Origin of the sequence: Paramixta manurensis, from assembly GCF_013285385.1 — a bacterium.
GTDB lineage: Bacteria > Pseudomonadota > Gammaproteobacteria > Enterobacterales > Enterobacteriaceae > Paramixta > Paramixta manurensis.
This window is the reverse complement of the sequence record NZ_CP054212.1, coordinates 2,726,048-2,745,812: the sequence shown is the minus strand read 5'-3', so window position 1 is coordinate 2,745,812 and position 19,765 is coordinate 2,726,048. Positions and strand designations below refer to the sequence as shown.

Sequence of the window (19,765 nt, the reverse complement as noted above, 5' to 3'; positions counted from 1 at the left end):
AATATTATTATTCAGGCTTTTTGCTATTTTTAATAACGCATTTTCTTAACGGGAATACCTATTAGTTGATTTCTGCAACCTGTGTCATTAATTAAAATTAACTCGCGAGTAAGATCACAGAATTGATTTTTGTGAGTGAAATAGATATTTTCTTTTGCGGCGGAGTGATAAGGTGCGCGCATTGACACCACATTGAGCTTTGTAAATAACACAATCATAATGATATGTCCTTGGCAGAATAGTTTCTGCAGCCGGATGGTTGATGTTGCCTTTTTATATTCTCAATGTTAACGGAGTAACTCATTATTGGGGGTAGGGTGTTTCTTTACCAGGAAATGCCGTTAAGGGTAATAGCCAGGGAGTGAAAGAAGATGTTGGTAAAACGTAAAAATAAACAATTCCGAATCAATGCACTTATCTTTTTATTATCAGGGAGCGTATTTAGCCCGATAACATCGGCGATGAGTTTTGGGGATGGCGGTTTTTTTAGTGATAGCCAGTTGGATTTAAAACTACGAAATGTATGGATGGTGAATACGACCGATCAATTAGCGGATGAAGGGTTTGGCGATCAAATTGCCTGGGCGCAAGGTCTGCAGCTTGATTTCCGTAGTGGGTGGGTACAGGAGCGGTTTGGTATTGATGCCTCCTGGTATGGCGTCAGCAAGCTTTATGCTAATCGGTATTTTGCCGGTAGGGATTTAGTTCGTGATAACAAAGGCCACGCGGAAGGCTTTAATAAAGTTGGGCAGCTTTACGCTAAAGCGAGCTTTGGTCAGGAAGCAAACTATCTCAGGCTTTATGCCGGATGGAAGCAATTGTCGAAGTTCGGAATGGTGAATGTGACCACCAGTCGGGCAGCGCCGGATAGCTGGGAAGGGGTGAGCGGCGAAGCGGGCGTTGGCCCACTACGAGCCAGAGCGGCGTTAGTCACACGTTTTTCAGCGCGTGATGAAACTGAAAAACGCCACTTTTATACGTTACAAAGCCGCAAACGCATTGATTATATCGCCACGGGCGATGTGCGGTGGCAACCGGAAAAAGGGAAATTTCTGAGCTGGGTTATCGGAGAGAGTAAAGATTATATTTTGCGTCAGGGCATCGAGGCCGCTTGGTTTTTTCCTGTAGCCGATGAGTTCCGTATTTTGCTCCGTGGCGCTGGCTATTACAACCGTGGGCTCAGTGAATGGGAAGGGAGTCGGGGTTTTAGTCATAACGCCAGTCATTATTTTGGGTTGGTTGGGTATCAATATGGCAAAGGCGAATCGGGAATAGGCTGGTCAAAAACCATTGCATCGATAAAAAAAGGCCTGGGCCATTTTTACTGGCATTTCGGTAGCAATACGCGTGGAACATTTAATAGCCCGGCGGACAGCGAAGGAAATGATTACGTTAATGATGGTGAACAAATGGTGCATCTTTATAGCCAATATCAAATTTCTCCGCAGCTTCGGGCTGGCGTATATGGTAATTACGGCAACCATGTTAGCTATCAGGGTGTTTCCTTACATGAATGGGAATATGGCGGCTTTTTTGCGTGGGCGCCGCAAGCGATTAAGGGGCTGAATATTTTTGCCGGTTTTGGTCCGAGCTATAGCTGGAAATTAACCCGACAAAAAACACCCTCTATTAATCATGACGGAAGTTTTAACCGGGCAAAAGGCGTCGGAGGATCGCTCTGGTTCGAATATAAGTTGGGATTGTTGTAATCCCGAACGCTAATGTTTAATCAAGGAGAGCATGGATGAAAGCAACATTTATTATTACCGCGCTTATTGGGGCGCTGAGTTTCACGGTACAAGCAGCGGAACGCCCAATGCGCATCCTGCTGGTTAATGATGATGGCTGTGAATCTTATGGCACCACCGCGTTACAAAGTAAGCTAAAGGCAAACGGGTTCGAGGTGTGGCTGGTGGCGCCGGCCACCAACCAGAGCGGCATTGGTTCGGCGATTACGTTTAAACCCAATAAAGTGTTTGATGTGCGGAAAGTGGCTGAGAAACAGTACTGCTTCCCGGGAACCCCCGCCGATGCGGTGGATTATGGTTTACTCGGCGTGATGCGCGATGCGCCGCCTGATTTGATTATTTCCGGAGTGAATGACGGGCCAAATACCGGCGTCGCGCAATTGAATTCAGGAACCATTTCCGCCGCTGCGCGCGCGGTTCGCTACGGGTACCCGGCCATCGCCGCCAGCATTGGCTACAAGTTGACGGACGAGGAAGCCAAAAACGGCTGGCCAAGCACGAAAAAATATTGGCCCGAGTCGGTGGATCATGTCGTTGAGTTGGTCGCCAATCTGAATAAGCACTGGCAGCCGGGGCAGCCGATATTACCCGCCGGGTCCGGCCTCAGTATTAACTATCCGGCGTTGCCAAAAAATAAAATTAACGGGATTAAATGGGTCGCCAACGAGTTTTATCCGGTGCCTCAGCACTATTACAAACTGCTGGACGATGGCCGCGCGCAGCAAATATTAAGCGATGAGATACTGAAACCGGCCGATGCGGATACTGACAGCGGGTGGTTACAGCGTGGTTATATTATCTATACCGTTATTGATGGCGACTGGAACGCGCCGGCGCAGAAGGTTGAGCAGTATCAGCGTTTACTGAAGCGGTAGTAGACCTGCTGGCTTATCTTCACCCGGCATTTTTGCGTGGGTGAAGATATCTTTTGCAACGATATGAATGATACGTCCGGGCGAGTAATTGGTATTGGAACCAGGGCGGGCGTATCAGCAAAGGCAAAGGGACAAGGACGAGATGCATTATCAAACTTTGGCGCGCACCATCCTTAAGCATGTGGGCGGCCAGCAAAATATTATCAGCCTGGTGCACTGCGCAACGCGTTTACGCTTCAAGCTTCACGATCACCAGAAAGCGGATGCCAGTGCGTTGAAAAGCGACCCAGGCGTAATGGCGGTGGTGGAAAGCGGCGGTCAATTCCAGGTCGTAATTGGTAATCATGTTCATGATGTGTATCAGGCGCTGCGTGCGGAGACGGAACCTGATGATACGCCGACAGTGGTCGATACTCCCCGTCAAAACCTGTTAAACAGCTTTATTGATGTGGTTTCCGGCATTTTTACCCCTTTTCTTGGCGTCATGGCTGCCTCGGGCATTCTTAAGGGGATGCTGGCGCTGCTGGTCAGTTGCAAATGGCTGACAGAGGAGAGTGGGACTTACCGGCTGTGGTTTGTCGCCAGTGATGCATTGTTCTATTTTTTCCCTCTGTTCCTGGGCTATACCGCTGGTAAGAAGTTTGGTGGTAACCCGTTTTTATCAATGGCGATTGGCGGTGCGCTGACTCACCCACTGATGATGCAAGCGTTTGAACAGGCGCTAACCGCTGAGACTGTTTCGCTGACGTTTTTATCTCTCCCGATCACCTTTATCAATTACAGCACCTCGGTGTTGCCGATCATTTTTGCCGCCTGGGTAAACGCGAAACTGGAGCATTTTCTAAATCGCTTTATACCGGCGGTGGTGAAAAACCTCTTTACGCCGTTGTTGTGTCTAATGATCACGTTCCCGCTCACCATTCTGTTGCTGGGGCCGCTTGCTACTTGGCTTAGCCAATTGCTGGCTAATGGATACCAGGCCATGTACGGTTTTATGCCGCCGTTGGCCGGCGCGATGATGGGCGGCATTTGGCAGGTCTGTGTCATTTTCGGTCTGCATTGGGGATTGGTACCGCTAATGTTCAATAACCTTAGTGTGCTGGGTTATGACACGCTGTCGCCCTTGTTATTGCCTGCGGTAATGGGTCAGGTGGGGGCGGTAGCGGGCGTGTTGCTGCGAACCCGCGATGCAAAACGTAGGGCGCTGGCCAGTTCCGCATTAGCTGCCGGAGTGTTTGGCATCACTGAACCTGCCGTTTACGGTTTAACGTTACCGCTACGCCGGCCGTTTATTTTCGGTTGCCTCAGTGGGGCGATTGGCGGCGCCATCGTCGGCTATTTCCACAGCAGCGTTTATTCCGCCGGTCTGGTCAGCATCCTCACTTTCGCGCAATTGATTCCGCCCGACGGTATTAATCTCACCGTTTGGGGCGCCATTTTGGGCACCTCGGTTTCATTTGTGCTGGCTTGCTGCGCCAGTTGGTGGTTTAGCGGTATGGAAAAGGAGCCAGTGTCTGATTAAGTGCCAGGCCTTTTACCGCACGGCGGGATGCGTCCGTGCGGAGTTATGACAACAAGGAGTGAATGATGAAAGTATTTCCTCAGGATTTTTTATGGGGCGGCGCGATCGCCGCGAATCAGGTAGAAGGCGCTTATCTTAGCGATGGTAAGGGCATTTCGACCGCGGACGTTTTACCTAACGGTATTTTTGGTGAGTTAAAGGAACGGCAAGCCAACGATCGGGCGATCAAAGACATCGCTATCGATTTCTATCATCGTTATCCGCAGGATATTGCGTTGTTCGCCGAAATGGGGTTTACCTGCCTGCGCATCTCAATTGCGTGGAGCCGCATTTTTCCTGAAGGCGATGAAGCACAGCCCAATGAAGCCGGGCTGGCGTTTTACGATGCGCTGTTTGATGAGTTAGCGAAATATGGCATTCAACCGCTAGTGACCTTATCCCACTATGAAATGCCGTGGGCGCTGGTGCAGCGTTATGGCGGTTGGGGTAATCGTAAGCTGATTGCTTTTTTTGAACGCTATGCACGAACGGTATTCACGCGCTATCAGCATAAAGTAAAGCTATGGCTAACCTTTAACGAGATCAATATGTCGCTGCATGCGCCTCTTACTGGCGTAGGTATCGCGGATAACAGCAGTAAGACGGCGATTTATCAGGCGATCCATCACCAACTGGTGGCCAGCGCCAGAGTAGTGAAAGCCTGCCATGAGATTATTCCCGACGCGAAAATCGGCAATATGTTGCTGGGCGGCTTAACCTACCCGCTAAGCTGTAAGCCGCAGGATGTGTTGGCAGCTCAACAGCAAAACCACCGCTGGCTGTTCTTTGGCGATGTACAGTGTCGCGGATATTATCCCGGCTATATGCTGCGTTATTTTCGCGAAAACCACATTGCGCTCACCTTTGCTGATGAAGATAGCGAAGATTTAAAACACACCGTTGATTTTGTCTCATTTAGCTATTACATGAGTGGTTGTGCAACCGCCGAAGCGGAATTAAACCAACGTCAACGCGGCAATATTCTGGATATGGTGCCTAACCCGCACTTACCGCGTTCGGAATGGGGCTGGCAGATTGATCCTGTCGGCCTGCGCATTCTCCTGAATAGGTTGTGGGACCGTTATCAAAAGCCCCTATTTATCGTTGAAAACGGATTGGGGGCGGTGGATAAAGTGGAGGCCGACGGCAGTATTCATGATGATTACCGTATTCGCTATCTCAACGATCATTTAGTGCAGGTTGCGGAGGCGCTTGAAGACGGCGTCATGATCCTGGGTTACACCAGTTGGGGGCCGATCGACCTGGTGAGTGCATCGAAGGCGGAAATGTCCAAGCGTTATGGTTTTATTTATGTTGACCGTGACGACCGGGGAGAAGGAAACCTGGCGCGTCTGCGCAAACAAAGCTTCTACTGGTATCAGGAAGTCATTGGTAGCCAGGGAGGAAGTTTAACGCGCTGATCGGCACGGTGACGGAAAGTCGAAAATGCCCGCTGCCTGGCGGGCCTATTAACTTATTCGGCCACCAGCCACATATCTGCTTCTTCAAACATCTCTTCAATAATTCTCGCCATAATCGCCTTGTCGTTTTTACTGGCATCGGTTTCAATAGCATTCCGTTGCATGGGTTTGACTTTGACCTCTGCATTCGGAAACGCGCGTTGAATACGTTTTTCCAACTCTTGGTGAATGATGTCATTAGCGCCAGGCAAACCTGCGACATTACGCTTATCATAAATCAGCTCGACGAACATGCCGCGTTATCCTTCTAAGGGGCGTACCAAGGGACGGTAATCATACTGGATATAAACCCAGTGGCAACCATAAAATGTGCTGTCAGCGAAAAATTTATCGGTTTCACGCGATGGTGCGCAGAGTAAGAGGCAGGGGCTTTCGACCGTTAACGAGTAGTGCTAATTTAAGCCGTGGCAATTTCGGGGAACAAACATGAAGCAACTGGTTATCGATATTTTAATGAAGCTGGCAAAGATGGATGTCGATGCCAAGGAGTTAACCGCGCAGGTTGAAGCGCAATCATTATTGATTGCGGCATTGATGCTGACCGCGGGGAAAGATAACTCCCAGAGTATTGGCGAAAATGTACAGAACGCTATTGTTACCGCATCACGTTCGCAGGGAGGGTTTCTGCAAACCGATGTCGATTTACTGCTTACGCACGTTAATCGTTTATTGGCGGTAACGCGCTATGTGGATGAAATGTCAGAAGCCAGTGATTAATTTAATCTTATGTGAGCCCGCAGCGCGGGCTCATTGTCGCTAATTATTTGCGGCCAATAACTTTACCGAGTACAAACCCAATGCCTGCCGCGATTGCCAGCGTAGCCAGTGGCGAGCTTTTGGTCTGATCTTTCACTGCTTCGAAAAAATCATCTACGGCATAGCTGCCGCGTGCAAGCTGCTTACGCACTTTACCTTTCGCTTCGTGTTCTGCCGAGCCGCTGGCTTTGCCAAATTGCTCCTGACCGGCACCGAGGGCTTCATCAACTTTGTCTTTTGCCTTATCTAACATGCTCTCTCCTTAACCAGAAATGTGTCGGTTCCTCACGATGAGGCACTTTTAAGGATAGACTACTGACTGAAACATCGGCGTCAAACTTGTAGCCAGATGTTATCCGCCTGCGGTTTTGCCGGTTTTTGGGCGGGAGAATTTATAGCTGGTTTTTACGGCAGAACTCTTCCCACGTCATGCCCAGCGCGGCAGCGTGCTCTTTAAGGTAGTTTTCAATCGCCTGTGCCGCTACGGCTTTATCCGGCTCGGCAAGTTGAATTGAAAACAGCATCGCATCTTGTTTCTTTTCGCGCAGAAAAGCTGCGTAGATCCTGTCAGCCTGCACCTCTTGTAATTGCTCAAGGCTCATTCCCATCTGTGCGGCATCTTCGGCGGTAAGTTTGCCCAACGCCTGACGGAAATCAGGATGCGCGGAGAGAAACAGGGTGCGAGCAATAGCGTAATATTCTGCGGGCGTTTTCATTATTTCGATCCATAGATGATTAATCCCGACAGTTTAACGGGATGCGCCTTGCGTAAGCCACGATAAAAATTATAACTTACTGCCAACGGATAAACGTTAGGGATGTTATATGAAGAAGTTGATGGTTCTTTGTGCGCTGGCGCTGAGCGGTTGCGCGCAAATCACCGATTATGAGCAGGCGGTAAAAACGCCGGCCCCGGCTACATTGCAGGGTAACTGGCAAACCAATGGGCCACAGCACGGATTAGTGAGTAATGATGCACTGGCAAGTCTGGTGATTAGCCCGGAAGGCGATACGCTTGATTGCCGCCAGTGGCAGCGCGTGATCGCAAAACCCGGGAAACTGACCCTGTTCCATGACCAGTACGTGAACGTCAATCGCCAACTGCGGGTGATGCCGCTCAATGTCGAAGGCGGCGTACTGCATTATGATGGGTTGACGTTAAAGAGAGTGGACCGGTTAACCGTTGAATGCCAACAGGCGTTGGATGCGGTCGCGAGCCAACCGGATGCGAAAGTGATTCAGAATATTGAGCCGCAGATTTTGCAGGCGACGTTCGCGCCGTCAACGCAGACCACCCCGGCGCCGCAACCTGAAACATCACCAGAGCCTGCTCAGGCGGGCGCAAAGTAACCGTTTAGATGTCATGGAGGGCCAGCGAACTCTGGCCCCGCTGAATGCGCTCGACTGCGCCTCTTTACTGTTCGGCTAAAACCCAGACGCTAACGCTGCCAGCCTGGCAACGAAATATGCCGTTACCCTGTTCGTCGCAACTGATTGTTTCCTGGCGATGCCCAAGATAATCGCGCCACTGTTTTCCGGCAAAACCCTCGCCCAGCGCGACATTTTTCTCACCTTCCGCGCCATTCGACATGATGACGACACAACCGGGGTGTTCATCAGTACCGCTTCGGCTGAAGGCGATACAGTTCGCGTGGTCAAAATAGTCGGTTTGAACGCCGTGCGCATAATGTTGCCGTGCCTGTACCAGCGCTTCCAGTTCTGGCACCACTGGCATATCAATATGCCAATTATTGCCGTCGTCGCCTTCATCGTCGTAACTGGCGCCATACAGATCGGGATAGAATAGGGTTGGCACGCCTTGTTCACGTAATAAGATCAGGGCATAGGCCAGCGGTTTAAACCAGGGCTCAACCGGTGCCTCTAGTGATTGCAGCGGCTGCGTATCATGATTTGCCACAATGGTTACCGCGTGAAACGCATCGCGGGCTACTAAGGTATCGTTAAACAGGGTGCTCATATCATAATCAGCGCCCTGTTTGGAGGCGAGGTGGAAATTCATCTGCAATGGCGCATCAAACAGCATGGTTTTGCCTTCGACTTGCTCAATGTAATTCATCAGCTTATCGGTTTCATGCGACCAGTATTCCGCGACGATAAACATCGGCTGTTCAGCCGCCTCCTGAATATGATCGATCCACTCCTTGTAGAACCAGGCGGGAATATGCTTAACCGCATCCAGCCGGAAGCCGGTACAGTGAACCTCCTCCATCACCCAGCGCGCCCAATACTTCAACTCTTCGGTAACGGCGTGATTACGGAAATCAATATTGGCGCCCATTAAATAATCGAAATTGCCGAGCTCGTCATCGACTTGGTCATTCCAGCCATCGCCGGTGTAATCGTTAACGATTTTGAAGATGCCGTTCTCCGTTGGCTCCTCAATATGATCTACACCGCTGAAGCATTTGTAATCCCAGATAAATTGAGAATACTGGCCTGCGCGTCCCGGAAAGGTAAAGCGCGTCCACGCCTGCGCCTCAATCTCTTCGTCGTCAATTTCCTCGCGATTATCGGGATTAACGCGATTCACTTTGACCGCTTCTTTCTCATCGGCGCCCATTTTATGGTTGAGCACCACGTCAAGTAGCACGCCGACATGATGTTCTTTTAGTGCCGCCACCGCCGCTAACAGTTGCTGTTTATCGCCATACTTGGTGGCACGGCTGCCTTTTTGCTCAAATTCGCCTAAATCGAACAGGTCATACGCATCGTAGCCGACGGAGTATCCTCCGGATTCGCCTTTATAGATGGGCGGGAGCCAGACAGCGGTAATACCGAGTTTTGCCAATTCAGGCGCGCGGGCTGCCGCTTCCGGCCAGAGTTGACCGCCTGCGGGATAATACCAGTGAAAGAATTGTAATAGCGTGGGGTTCTGCATGTCCTTGCTCCATTTTTAGTCAATCCTAAACCATGAAGTATGGTGTAAACGCAGAGGAAAGCGCGGGGGGTGAGTGAAAATATTTCGTTACTCACCCGCGCGCAAGCACAAGAGGAGGGCGGGAGTATTACACCTCACCGGGGAACAGAATATTGCCCGCTAAACGTCCATAGGCGGTATTAATGTTCTTTTGACGTGATGTTTGGCCAATCAAGGTGGTTAATTCATTCATCCGCTGTTGAAGCAGTTGTTTCACTTCTTTTTCATTATCAATGATATGCCGTAAAACCGGGCGCAATAGTTCTTGGGTATGGAGAGAAATAGGGGTATCGCGCGTTGATAATGCCAGCGTTTCAACGGTTTTAACGTAATCCATCTCAATTTCAATCAAAGCATCCCACTGTCCCGCAACTGCCATTCTCAGCATCCCCTGACTGAGTTCGAGCAATTGTTGATAAGTAGCCAGCAGATGCGGTGCAATATTCATTTGTCGTGCTTCCTAAACCTGGGTTAAGGGCGAATGTGCAACGTCTTTCCAGGCGTCGGCAATAGGGCGTAACAGGTTTTCAACTTCTTCAATGGCGGTGACGTCATTGTGCAGATTAGCCTGCAGTAAGCGCCGAACCATCCAGGCATACAGCGCCAGCAGGTTTTCGCTTAATGCATCGTCGCTATTGTCAGCCAGTCCCAATTTAAGGCCGTTATCAATGATATTGATGGCCTTAGAAAGCGATAACCCTTTCCCCTCAAGATTCCCTTCCTGCAAAAACAGGCGCGCGCGGATCAGCGCACTCAGCGCGCCGTCAAAAAGCAGGGTAACCAGTTGGGACTGGCTGGCACTCATGACGGCGCTTTCCACCTCAATTTTCGCATAGGCTTGCGTGCCTTTTGCACTGTACATCTTATTCCCTCATTGATTAGGATTTGTCGTTAGTGGTGGGGGCGAACTGTTGCGTCAGATAATCGCTGGTTTGTTGTAATTGGTTCATCATGACGTCGAGCTGCGTAAATTGTGTTTTGTAGCGCGCAATGGTGTCGTTGATACGGTCGTTAGTGGTGTTGTACTGATCGGTCAGTGATTTCAACGTATCGTTTACACCGTTGGTGGCGGCGGTCAGGATCCCATCATCACTCATGTAATTGGTCAGATTGCTGCCAATAGTGGTGGTGATGCCGGTGGTTTTGCCATCACCGATGATCATCTCTTTTACGCCAGCGGAGTCACTTTTTAGCGAGTCGGCCAGTTTATCGTTATCCACCGTCAGCTTGCCGGTGACGGGATCGCTGCTAATTCCGATTTGCGCCAGTGTCTTGAAGCTGGAGCTACTCGCGGCATTGGTTAACAGGCTTTTTAACTGCGTTTGGATGCTACGCAATGTACTGTCGCCAACCAGTGCGCCATTGCTGCTGTCCTGATCGGCCCCGGCGTCAACCACGGTATAATGCGTCAGGCTGCTAAAGGTATCTTGCAGGGAGTTGTAGGCGTTGACCCAGTTATTAATCGCGGCAGTTGATTTTGAATCGTCTTTGGTGACCGTCAGCGTTTGGGTGCTGGTGGTCGTGTTCAGTAGCGTTAAGGTAACCCCTTCCGGCGCATCGGTAATGGTATTGCTATCGCGCTCAATATCGATGCCGTTGACGGTCAATTGGGCATTTTGCGCCGTGACACTCTCGGTCATGCCATTGTTGCTGGCTTTGGGATCGTAACCAATAAAGCTTTGTAGCTTATCATCACCGGTGACGCTGATCGTCATGGCGTTATTGGTGCCGGTATCGTCAGCCGCGACTACCAGCCGGAAGCTGTTGTCGCTCACTTTAATAATGCTGGCAGTCACGCCGGCGTTGGCATTATTAATCGCATCACGCATACCGGTCAGCGAGGTCTGATCGTCAGTCAGTTTAATTTCTATCGGCTTGTCGCTACCCGCCTGTTGGATGGTTAAGGTACGCGTGCCGCCGTTGGTGGTAGAACCGATCTGCGCGCTGGAACTCGCCTGTACGCCGGACGTTAATGATTGCGCCTGAGCTAACTGCTTAAGGGTAATATTATATTTTCCGGCGGCAGCGCCCGCTGAAGTGGTCGCGGTAAATGCCGATGTGTCGCTACTGGTAGCGGTGGTGGTCGCGAACAGGTCGGCGGAACTAAGCGTCGTATTGGCGGTTTGGAATGCTTCCAGCGCGCTTTTTAACGACCCATATGCGGTTAATTTAGCGCTATAGGCGCTTTGCTGGTTAGTAATTGGCGTCAGCGCGGCTTTTTCTGTGGTTGTCAGGTTATCAAGCAACGTACTTAAATCAAGACCGGAGCCAATACCAAGTGATGAGATGGAAGCCATGGTGATCCTTAACTTTTATTATGGAGTGAATAAGGGGCTTATCGGCAATTGATGGGTAAAGTTTACGATTATTTTTGCGGCGGTAATAAAGCGAAAAAGACTCACTGAGCAGGGTATTTCCACGATTTGAAAAAAAGCAGGCGGGAGAAAAAAATTCCTAAAGGTTGGGTTAATGACGCCGATACATGGTTTGACGGCGCTGAAGCCGGGGGGCTAAAGCCCACAATCTAACCAGACTTGATTTAAAGGAAACTTGATTATGTCACAAGTCATTAATACAAACACCCTCTCGCTGATGACGCAGAACAACATGAATAAATCGCAGTCTGCGCTGAGCACCGCGATTGAGCGTCTTTCCTCTGGTCTGCGTATTAACAGTGCCAAAGATGACGCCGCGGGTCAGGCGATTGCTAACCGCTTCACCTCTAACATTAACGGCCTGACTCAGGCTGCGCGTAACGCGAACGACGGTATCTCCATTGCGCAGACCACCGAAGGTTCGTTGAGCGAAATAAACAACAACTTACAACGTATCCGTGAACTGACAGTACAGGCACAAAACGGCACCAACTCCCAGACTGACCTGGATTCCATCCAGGATGAAATTACCTCTCGTCTGCAAGAGATCGACCGCGTTTCCGGCCAGACGCAGTTTAACGGCGTGAAAGTACTGTCTGCCGACAATACGCTGAAAATTCAGGTTGGCGCGAACGATGGCGAAAGCATCTCCATCGATCTGAAAGCGATCACGTCTGACACCCTCGGCCTGAACGGTTTTAACGTCAATGGTTCTGGTACGGTAAACAACAAAGCCGCTACCGTTAGCAATCTGACTGCTGCGGGCGCTACTGAAACGGGCGCGGGTACCGGTCTGTACAATCTGACTACCACCAACTCTGCGGTAAGCTCAGCCGACGCGTTTAACAAACTGAACACCGGTGACACGGTAGAAGTTACCACGGGCGACGATACTACCACGAGCTATACCTATGATGCCGCTAAAGGTAACTTCACTTACGATGCAACGGTTGATGCAGATGATGTTAGTGACTTCGCGGCTAAACTGGTACCGTCATCAGGCTCTCAATCCGGTGTTTACACTACCTCTAATGGTTCTGGTGCGAGCGTTAAGTTTGACGTTGACTCTAACGGTAACATCACCGTTGGCGGCCAGAAAGCGTACTTGGATGCTGCAGGTAACCTGTCAACCAACAACGCAGCCGGTGGCGATCAGGCTACACTGAACGGTCTGTTTAGTGATTCTTCTACTAATGCCGGTACCAGCACTGCTTCTATCTCTTTAGGCGGCACGACTTATAATTTCGATACTGCTGACGGCAACATGGCCTACACCGCGACCATCTCTAAAGATGAGGTGTTGGCGAAAGTGGCTTCTACGGATACCGCTGCGACGGCCGATTCCGCAGTAAAAGGTGCTACCATTAACTACAATTCCGGCGTGCTGAAAGGTTCTATCTCTTTCGACAGCACCGGTGCTGATGTGGGTAAATCCAGCGATACTTTCCTCGATGCATCTGGTAACTTTACCAAAACCAAACAGTACACCACGCAGTATAAAGTGGATGCCGATACCGGCGCGGTAACCGTTAACGCGAACCTGACCGGTGACGGCGTTGCCGCTAACGGTAGTACTGTTGACAACTCTAGCAGCAACCCGTTTGCTAAAACCGTGGGTTCAACCGCGTATGTCACCGCTGATGGTAACGTCACCACCAATACCACTAGCGCTGGTACAGTAACTGCCGATCCGTTGGCCGCGCTGGATAAAGCGATCAGCAGCATCGACCAGTTCCGTTCAAGCCTCGGTGCGGTGCAGAACCGTTTGGATTCTGCTATCACCAACCTGAACAACACCACCACTAACCTGTCAGCCGCGCAATCACGTATTCAAGACGCCGACTACGCGACAGAAGTGTCTAACATGTCTAAAGCGCAGATTCTGCAACAGGCCGGTAACTCCGTGCTGGCAAAAGCCAACCAGGTACCGCAGCAAGTTCTGTCTCTGCTGCAGGGCTAATCGCCTCCTGCTGGTTATTTCTTCCAACCCTGCTTCGGCAGGGTTTTTTTATCGCTAAACAAAAGCCAACAAGCGTTAAAAAAGCGTATTTTTTGTTACAGATTTTGAGCCGATAGCCGATAACTGGTTTACGAATGGCGTTATCTCTATACCTTTTTTTGGCTCTCTTTGTGGAGTGTTTATGCGCTTCAATTATGATTTAGTCCCTGGGGAGTTCCTCACGTTTGAGGAGATTAGCCGCCGCTACGCGCAAAGGTATCCCGACGAAAAGGCGCTCACATTACGTGGCTTATTAAGCCCGTCGACCAGCCCGCGCCACTTGGTGATCCGTGCGGTCTTCGCTCATCAAGACACCAACAGTCCGCTGGAAGATCTGCTGTTTGTTTCAGAGGATAATCAACGGAAAAATTACTTACGCCGGTTTGAACACTACCTCATTCAACAAATCCCTTTTCTCTATTTTCGTAAAGCAGCCATTCATCAACAGGAGAATGACTGGAAGGTGATGGGCGAAAGCCGCGTCTACGCCATGCTGGAGCCGGGTTCGGCGGCGGCGCAAAACCTGTTAACCAGCCGGGGATATAAGTTGTCGCTAATGCGTCAGGAGCAGGAAGAGGAGTACTGGCAACTGTTCAATACACAGGCACAACCCTGTTTTGCCCAATCGCGCCGCATCCAGTTTATTGTGGTGCTGGCGCACCCGCTAGTAAACCCGCCCGCCTCGGTGATCGCCGGTCAGGGCGTAGGGCATCGGGTAAAAATGCGCATCTGGCAGCGAGAGAGTCAGTCGGTGTTTTCGAACGCGGTGCGCGCGCGTTACGGTGCCTGCGTGGTGACCGGCACGGTATTGAACGATGAGAAAGTCAGCCCGTGGGTGGAAGCCAGCTATATCGATACGACAGAAAATGAACAAGGGGTTATTGCCGATAATCATGTCGATAATGGGCTGTTTTTACGCAGCGATCTCCATCATCTGTTTGAGAGCCGTAAGTTTTATATTGATGCGCAAAGCGGCGAGGTGGTGTTCCGGTGTTTAACGCCGGAGGAGGCGGAATTATGCCGGTCCTATCAGGAGATTAACGGCGAGGTTTGCGCCTTGTGGGAACGCGTCCCGTTTGCCACCCGACAACGCCTGCGCTTGCGACATCAGCGGGCGGAATAACCCGCCTTTTTTATCCCTATTCGCTCAATCGATCCCCCCTATAGAAACGGATAATCATGCCGATAATACAATCAACGCAGGGTAGTCAGAGTGAGCTTCCTATATACCGCCGAAGGCGTGATGGATAAACATTCGCTGTGGCAGCGATATGTACCGCTGGTGCGCCATGAGGCGTTACGCCTGCAGGTGCGGCTGCCCGCCAGCGTCGAGCTTGATGATTTGCTGCAGGCAGGCGGTATTGGCTTATTAAACGCCGTGGAGCGGTTTGATGCGCTTCAGGGCACGGCCTTTACCACCTATGCCGTGCAGCGTATTCGCGGCGCGATGCTGGATGAACTGCGCAGCCGTGACTGGGCACCGCGTAGCGTTCGTCGTAACGCGCGTGAAGTGGCCAGCGCAATGCATCAGGTGGAACAGGCGCTGGGGCGTTCCGCCAGTGAGCAAGAGGTTGCGCGACAGTTAAATGTTTCACTGGAAGAGTATCGGCAGATGTTGCTCGATACCAATAACAGTCAGCTTTTCTCCTATGACGAATATCGTGAAGAACATGGCGATAGCGCGGAGCTGGTAACGGAGGGGCACGAAGAAGCCAACCCGTTGCACCAGTTAATGGAAGGGAATCTGCGTGAGCGCGTCATTGAAGCGATTGAAGCACTACCCGATCGCGAAAAGATGGTACTCACGCTTTACTATCAGGAAGAGCTGAACCTGAAAGAGATTGGTGCGGTGCTGGAGGTGGGGGAATCTCGCGTCAGCCAACTGCACAGTCAGGCGATTAAGCGTCTACGCGCCCGGTTAACCGGCGCGCGTTAACCGCGTCGGCTCTTGATTTCCAAAAAATACTCGGGGACTCGTAAGTGGGAACCAAAACTAAAACAAGGCCGCTAAGCCGCTATTTGAAAGATTATAAACACAGCCAAAGTAATTGTTCCCACTGCGGAAAAGTTCTCGACCGCATGGCATTGGTATTCCGTGGGCAGATCATTAATAAAGAAGCGATAGCGCGGATGGATCAGTTGATTGACGACCAGGTCTGGCTGAAGTTACAAGGTGAACTGACCGCGTTGTGCCGCTTTTGCAGCGATATTTACTGTAATACTCACCCGAATTACTTCGATATTATGGCATTCAAACAGTATCTGTTTGAACAAACTGAAATGAGCCACAGTACTATCCGTGAGTACGTGGTGCGCCTGCGTCGTTTGGATGACATGCTCTCGGCGAAAAATTACCCGGCAGAGAAGTTACGCGGTAATAGCTGGCATGAGTGCCTGGAACAGGATCTGCCCGATGCCGGTAATAATAACTACCGCATTGCGTTACGTAAGTACGACCAGTTTTTAGGTTGGCAGCGCAATTAATCTGGCTGCCTGATAGAAGACCGCTTCCCGTGGTCGGATTGCTCTGCCCACGGGGACAAGGTGCGTTTTCGGTCGCTATCTCGCGACCAAGGTACGGTGGCTATTCGCTTTGTGCCCCAATACTGAAACATGCATAGATCCGTTGAGTAACTTCTGTAACACTGTAGGCCGTATACCCGCAAACGTTATGGAGGCCGCCATGTCCCTGGATAACCTTATCCAGTTTCCCCGTCTTGAATTTATCGGCGCGCCAACGCCGCTGGAGCATCTTCCCCGGCTGTCTGACTACCTCGGGCGCGATATTTTTATTAAACGTGACGACGTCACGCCAGTGGCGTTGGGGGGTAACAAGCTAAGAAAACTAGAGTTTCTTGCCGCTGACGCACTGCGTCAGGGCGCGGATGTTCTGGTGACGGCGGGCGCGGTTCAATCCAACCATGTGCGCCAAACGGCGGCGGTGGCCGCTAAACTCGGGCTAAAATGTGTGGCGTTGCTGGAAAACCCGATTGCAACCGAGGCGGAAAATTACCTCGGTAACGGTAATCGCCTGTTGCTGGATTTAATGGATTGCGAAGTAGTCAATGTCGATGCGCTGCACAATCCCAATGCACAATTGGAAGAACAGGCGGTTCGACTCGAAGCGCAGGGCTTTCGTCCCTATGTGGTGCCGGTTGGCGGTTCAAACGCGCTAGGCGCGCTGGGGTATGTGGAATGCGCACGAGAAATTGCGCACCAAAGCGAAGAAGTGGTTGATTTCGCGGCAGTGGTGGTGGCTTCCGGTAGCGCCGGGACGCACGCTGGGTTAGCGGTAGGGCTGGAGCAACTCTTACCTGAAACCGAATTGATTGGCGTGACCGTCTCGCGAAAAGCCGCCGATCAGTTGCCAAAAGTAGCGGAAATTCGCCAGGCATTAGCCGAAAGCCTACAGATCAGCGCGAAGGCGCCGATTACGCTGTGGGATGAATATTTTGCGCCGCAATATGGCATGCCGAATGACGAGGGTATCGAAGCGGTGAAGCTGTTGGCGCGGCTTGAAGGTATTTTTCTCGATCCGGTCTACACCGGGAAAGCGATGGCCGGTTTGATTGATGGTATCGCGCAACGGCGTTTCCGCCGTGAAGGGCCATTGCTGTTTATTCATACTGGCGGCGCGCCGGCGTTATTTGCTTATTATCCTTCGTTCTTATCCTGAATAATGAAAATGATTTATATTTAGTCAGTTGCGTTTTGTTTGGCGGCCAATACTGCCAGACCAGAACCTAATGGCGGGCAACCGTTGTGATAAAGACCAACATACACACAACATAATAAATGGGGTAGCTATGAATTTTTCTCGTGTACGTCGCCAGTTAGTGACGGGCGTAATGGCGGTAGCGCTGTTAGCTGGCATGAGCGCGCCGGGTTTCGCGGCGGAAAATCTGCTGAATAAAGTCAAACAGCGTGGTTCTCTGCTGGTTGGGCTAGAAGGCACCTATCCGCCGTTTAGCTTCCAGGATGAAAACGGCAAACTGACCGGGTTTGAAGTTGAATTCGCCAACGCGCTGGCGCAACGAATTGGCGTAAAAGCCAGCCTGAAACCGACCAAGTGGGACGGTATGCTGGCCTCGCTAGACTCAAAACGTATTGATGTGGTGATTAACCAAGTCACCATTTCCGATGAGCGTAAACAAAAATACGATTTCTCTACCCCTTACACCATTTCGGGTATTCAGGCGCTGGTGCGCAAAGATCACGAAGGCAGCATCAACAAGCCGGCGGATTTAGCCGGTAAAAAAGTCGGCGTGGGTCTGGGCTCGAACTACGAGCAGTGGTTACGTGAAAACGTGAAAGGCGTTGATATTCGTACCTATGATGATGATCCTACCAAGTATCAGGATCTGCGCTCCGGTCGTTTGGATGCCATTCTGGTTGACCGCCTGGCGGCGCTGGACCTGGTGAAGAAAACGGGTAATACCATGGCGGTTGCTGGCCCGGCGTTCTCGCGCCAGGAAGCCGGTGTCGCATTGCGTAAAGGCAATCAAGATCTGCTGGACGCGATCAATAAAGCGATTGCGGATATGCAGAAAGACGGTACGCTAACCAAATTGTCGCAAAAATGGTTTGGCGCGGACGTCACTAAATAATGCAAGAGAGTATTCAACTGGTGCTGAATTCAGCACCTTTTTTATTAAAAGGCGCGATCTTCACGCTGGAACTGAGTATCGGCGGGATGTTCTTTGGCTTAGTGCTGGGGTTCATCCTTGCGTTGATGCGCCTGTCGCCATTCTGGCCGGTGTCGCTACTGGCGCGTTTTTACGTGTCCATTTTTCGTGGCACGCCGCTGATTGCGCAACTGTTTATGATTTATTACGGTTTGCCGCAATTTGGCATTGAGCTGGATCCGATTCCTTCCGCCATGATTGGCTTATCGCTTAACACCGCGGCGTATGCCTCTGAGTCGCTGCGCGGCGCCATTGCTTCCATTGAACGTGGTCAATGGGAAGCGGCGGCCAGTATTGGTATGACGTCGTGGCAAACGCTGCGTCGTGTGATCTTGCCACAGGCGGCACGCACCGCATTACCGCCGTTGGGCAACAGCTTTATCAGCCTGGTGAAGGATACGTCGCTGGCCGCGACGATTCAGGTACCGGAGCTGTTCCGTCAGGCGCAATTGATCACCTCGCGTACGCTGGAAGTGTTCACCATGTACCTGGCGGCCTCGCTGATTTATTGGGTGATGGCAACGGTGCTTTCCGCGCTACAAAACAAGCTGGAAGATCATGTTAACCGTCAGGATCGGGAGTCAAAATGAGCGCCATCGAAGTCAGTAAACTGGTGAAGCAGTTTAATGGTCAGACGGTGCTACATGGCATCGACCTTGAAGTCGCCTCCGGCGAAGTGGTGGCGATTATCGGGCCGAGTGGTTCAGGGAAGACCACCTTGCTACGTTGTATCAACCTGCTGGAGGTGCCGACGTCTGGCACGATTAAAGTCGGTGATATCGCCATTGATGCCACGGTGGCGCTGAATAAACAGAAGGAGAGGGTGCGTAGCTTGCGTCAACAGGTGGGCTTTGTGTTTCAGAGCTTTAACTTGTTTCCTCATCGTTCAGTGCTGGAAAACATTATTGAAGGGCCGGTCATCGTAAAAGGCGAACCGAAGGCCGAGGCGATTGCCCGTGCGCGCGTCTTGCTGGAAAAGGTGGGTTTGCACGGCAAAGAAGAGAGCTATCCGCGTCGCTTGTCCGGTGGGCAGCAGCAACGTGTGGCGATTGCTCGTGCGCTGGCGATGCGGCCGGAGGTGATTCTGTTTGATGAGCCGACCTCGGCGCTGGACCCGGAATTAGTGGGTGAGGTATTAAACACCATCCGCGCCCTGGCCGAAGAGAAACGGACGATGGTGATTGTGACGCACGAAATGAGCTTTGCGCGTGATGTCGCCGATCGCGCCATCTTTATGGATCAGGGGCGCATTGTGGAACAGGGGTCGGCGAAAGAGCTGTTCGCGAACCCACAACAAGCGCGTACCCGCCAGTTTCTTGAGAAGTTTCTCAATCAGTAAGCGTTAAC

The 19,765-nt window shown here is 51.2% G+C and carries 20 protein-coding genes and 1 pseudogene; 14 read left to right on the top strand and 7 right to left on the bottom strand.

Translation table 11 applies throughout. From position 1 onward, the window contains the following. The first annotated feature begins 371 nt into the window (after nucleotides 1–371). From PMPD1_RS13335 to PMPD1_RS13320, 4 genes and pseudogenes are all read left to right on the top strand, one after another. Nucleotides 372–1,709, top strand: coding sequence for an OprD family outer membrane porin (locus tag PMPD1_RS13335; protein ID WP_354292621.1), 1,338 nt, complete (start codon nucleotides 372–374; stop codon nucleotides 1,707–1,709). 35 nt (nucleotides 1,710–1,744) lie between these two features. Continuing rightward, nucleotides 1,745–2,623 (top strand): 5'/3'-nucleotidase SurE, encoded by an 879-nt coding sequence (surE, locus tag PMPD1_RS13330; protein ID WP_173634502.1) that lies wholly within the window; start codon nucleotides 1,745–1,747, stop codon nucleotides 2,621–2,623. 142 nt (nucleotides 2,624–2,765) lie between these two features. Beyond that, a pseudogene (locus PMPD1_RS13325) lies at nucleotides 2,766–4,127 on the top strand (PTS transporter subunit EIIC); the annotation flags it as partial. 83 nt (nucleotides 4,128–4,210) lie between these two features. After that, nucleotides 4,211–5,605, top strand: a complete 1,395-nt coding sequence (locus tag PMPD1_RS13320) for a glycoside hydrolase family 1 protein (RefSeq protein ID WP_173636221.1) — start codon at nucleotides 4,211–4,213, stop codon at nucleotides 5,603–5,605. 53 nt (nucleotides 5,606–5,658) lie between these two features. Here PMPD1_RS13320 and PMPD1_RS13315 read toward each other — a convergent pair whose 3' ends face one another. Next, nucleotides 5,659–5,898: a DinI-like family protein gene (locus PMPD1_RS13315; protein WP_173634500.1), complete on the bottom strand. Its 240-nt coding sequence runs from the start codon at nucleotides 5,896–5,898 to the stop codon at nucleotides 5,659–5,661. 193 nt (nucleotides 5,899–6,091) lie between these two features. On the opposite strand from PMPD1_RS13315, the gene iraP reads away from it, so the two are divergent. Beyond that, nucleotides 6,092–6,382 carry an anti-adapter protein IraP gene (iraP, locus tag PMPD1_RS13310; protein ID WP_173634499.1) on the top strand — a complete coding sequence of 97 codons (291 nt, stop codon included), beginning with the start codon at nucleotides 6,092–6,094 and terminating at the stop codon, nucleotides 6,380–6,382. A 43-nt stretch (nucleotides 6,383–6,425) separates the two neighbouring features. Here iraP and PMPD1_RS13305 read toward each other — a convergent pair whose 3' ends face one another. Both PMPD1_RS13305 and PMPD1_RS13300 read right to left on the bottom strand, forming a co-directional pair. Continuing rightward, nucleotides 6,426–6,674, bottom strand: a complete 249-nt coding sequence (locus tag PMPD1_RS13305; protein WP_173634498.1) for a CsbD family protein — start codon at nucleotides 6,672–6,674, stop codon at nucleotides 6,426–6,428. Nucleotides 6,675–6,813: 139 nt separating this feature from the next. Continuing rightward, nucleotides 6,814–7,137 (bottom strand): DUF6388 family protein, encoded by a 324-nt coding sequence (locus PMPD1_RS13300; protein WP_173634497.1) that lies wholly within the window; start codon nucleotides 7,135–7,137, stop codon nucleotides 6,814–6,816. Between the two features lie 109 nt (nucleotides 7,138–7,246). Here PMPD1_RS13300 and yedD point away from each other — a divergent pair, with 109 nt between their 5' ends. Next, on the top strand, nucleotides 7,247–7,771 hold the full coding sequence (gene yedD, locus PMPD1_RS13295) for a lipoprotein YedD (protein ID WP_173634496.1): 525 nt from the start codon (nucleotides 7,247–7,249) through the stop codon (nucleotides 7,769–7,771). Nucleotides 7,772–7,835: 64 nt separating this feature from the next. Here yedD and amyA read toward each other — a convergent pair whose 3' ends face one another. From amyA to fliD, 4 genes are all read right to left on the bottom strand, one after another. Next, nucleotides 7,836–9,320, bottom strand: coding sequence for an alpha-amylase (gene amyA, locus PMPD1_RS13290; protein ID WP_173634495.1), 1,485 nt, complete (start codon nucleotides 9,318–9,320; stop codon nucleotides 7,836–7,838). 127 nt (nucleotides 9,321–9,447) lie between these two features. After that, nucleotides 9,448–9,807, bottom strand: a complete 360-nt coding sequence (gene fliT, locus PMPD1_RS13285) for a flagella biosynthesis regulatory protein FliT (protein ID WP_173634494.1) — start codon at nucleotides 9,805–9,807, stop codon at nucleotides 9,448–9,450. A 12-nt stretch (nucleotides 9,808–9,819) separates the two neighbouring features. Further along, nucleotides 9,820–10,221, bottom strand: coding sequence for a flagellar export chaperone FliS (gene fliS, locus PMPD1_RS13280; RefSeq protein ID WP_173634493.1), 402 nt, complete (start codon nucleotides 10,219–10,221; stop codon nucleotides 9,820–9,822). Nucleotides 10,222–10,237: 16 nt separating this feature from the next. Continuing rightward, on the bottom strand, nucleotides 10,238–11,656 hold the full coding sequence (gene fliD / locus PMPD1_RS13275; RefSeq protein ID WP_173634492.1) for a flagellar filament capping protein FliD: 1,419 nt from the start codon (nucleotides 11,654–11,656) through the stop codon (nucleotides 10,238–10,240). Between the two features lie 259 nt (nucleotides 11,657–11,915). On the opposite strand from fliD, the gene PMPD1_RS13270 reads away from it, so the two are divergent. The 8 genes from PMPD1_RS13270 (at nucleotide 11,916) to tcyN (ending at nucleotide 19,757) form a co-directional block, all read left to right on the top strand. Beyond that, nucleotides 11,916–13,694 (top strand): FliC/FljB family flagellin, encoded by a 1,779-nt coding sequence (locus tag PMPD1_RS13270; RefSeq protein ID WP_173634491.1) that lies wholly within the window; start codon nucleotides 11,916–11,918, stop codon nucleotides 13,692–13,694. Nucleotides 13,695–13,875: 181 nt separating this feature from the next. Continuing rightward, nucleotides 13,876–14,856, top strand: coding sequence for an HNH endonuclease signature motif containing protein (locus PMPD1_RS13265; RefSeq protein ID WP_173634490.1), 981 nt, complete (start codon nucleotides 13,876–13,878; stop codon nucleotides 14,854–14,856). 90 nt (nucleotides 14,857–14,946) lie between these two features. Continuing rightward, nucleotides 14,947–15,669, top strand: a complete 723-nt coding sequence (locus tag PMPD1_RS13260; RefSeq protein ID WP_173634489.1) for an RNA polymerase sigma factor FliA — start codon at nucleotides 14,947–14,949, stop codon at nucleotides 15,667–15,669. 44 nt (nucleotides 15,670–15,713) lie between these two features. Next, on the top strand, nucleotides 15,714–16,217 hold the full coding sequence (fliZ, locus tag PMPD1_RS13255; RefSeq protein ID WP_173634488.1) for a flagella biosynthesis regulatory protein FliZ: 504 nt from the start codon (nucleotides 15,714–15,716) through the stop codon (nucleotides 16,215–16,217). A gap of 199 nt (nucleotides 16,218–16,416) precedes the next feature. Then, the gene (locus PMPD1_RS13250) at nucleotides 16,417–17,409 is read left to right on the top strand and encodes a D-cysteine desulfhydrase (protein ID WP_173634487.1); all 993 of its coding nucleotides are present in this window, start codon (nucleotides 16,417–16,419) and stop codon (nucleotides 17,407–17,409) included. Between the two features lie 130 nt (nucleotides 17,410–17,539). Next, nucleotides 17,540–18,340 carry a cystine ABC transporter substrate-binding protein gene (tcyJ, locus tag PMPD1_RS13245; protein WP_173634486.1) on the top strand — a complete coding sequence of 267 codons (801 nt, stop codon included), beginning with the start codon at nucleotides 17,540–17,542 and terminating at the stop codon, nucleotides 18,338–18,340. Further along, nucleotides 18,340–19,008, top strand: coding sequence for a cystine ABC transporter permease (tcyL, locus tag PMPD1_RS13240; RefSeq protein WP_173634485.1), 669 nt, complete (start codon nucleotides 18,340–18,342; stop codon nucleotides 19,006–19,008). Before tcyJ ends, tcyL begins: the two co-directional genes overlap by 1 nt. Then, on the top strand, nucleotides 19,005–19,757 hold the full coding sequence (tcyN, locus tag PMPD1_RS13235) for an L-cystine ABC transporter ATP-binding protein TcyN (RefSeq protein WP_173634484.1): 753 nt from the start codon (nucleotides 19,005–19,007) through the stop codon (nucleotides 19,755–19,757). The genes tcyL and tcyN overlap by 4 nt, the downstream gene beginning before the upstream one ends. The last annotated feature ends 8 nt before the right edge of the window (nucleotides 19,758–19,765 follow it).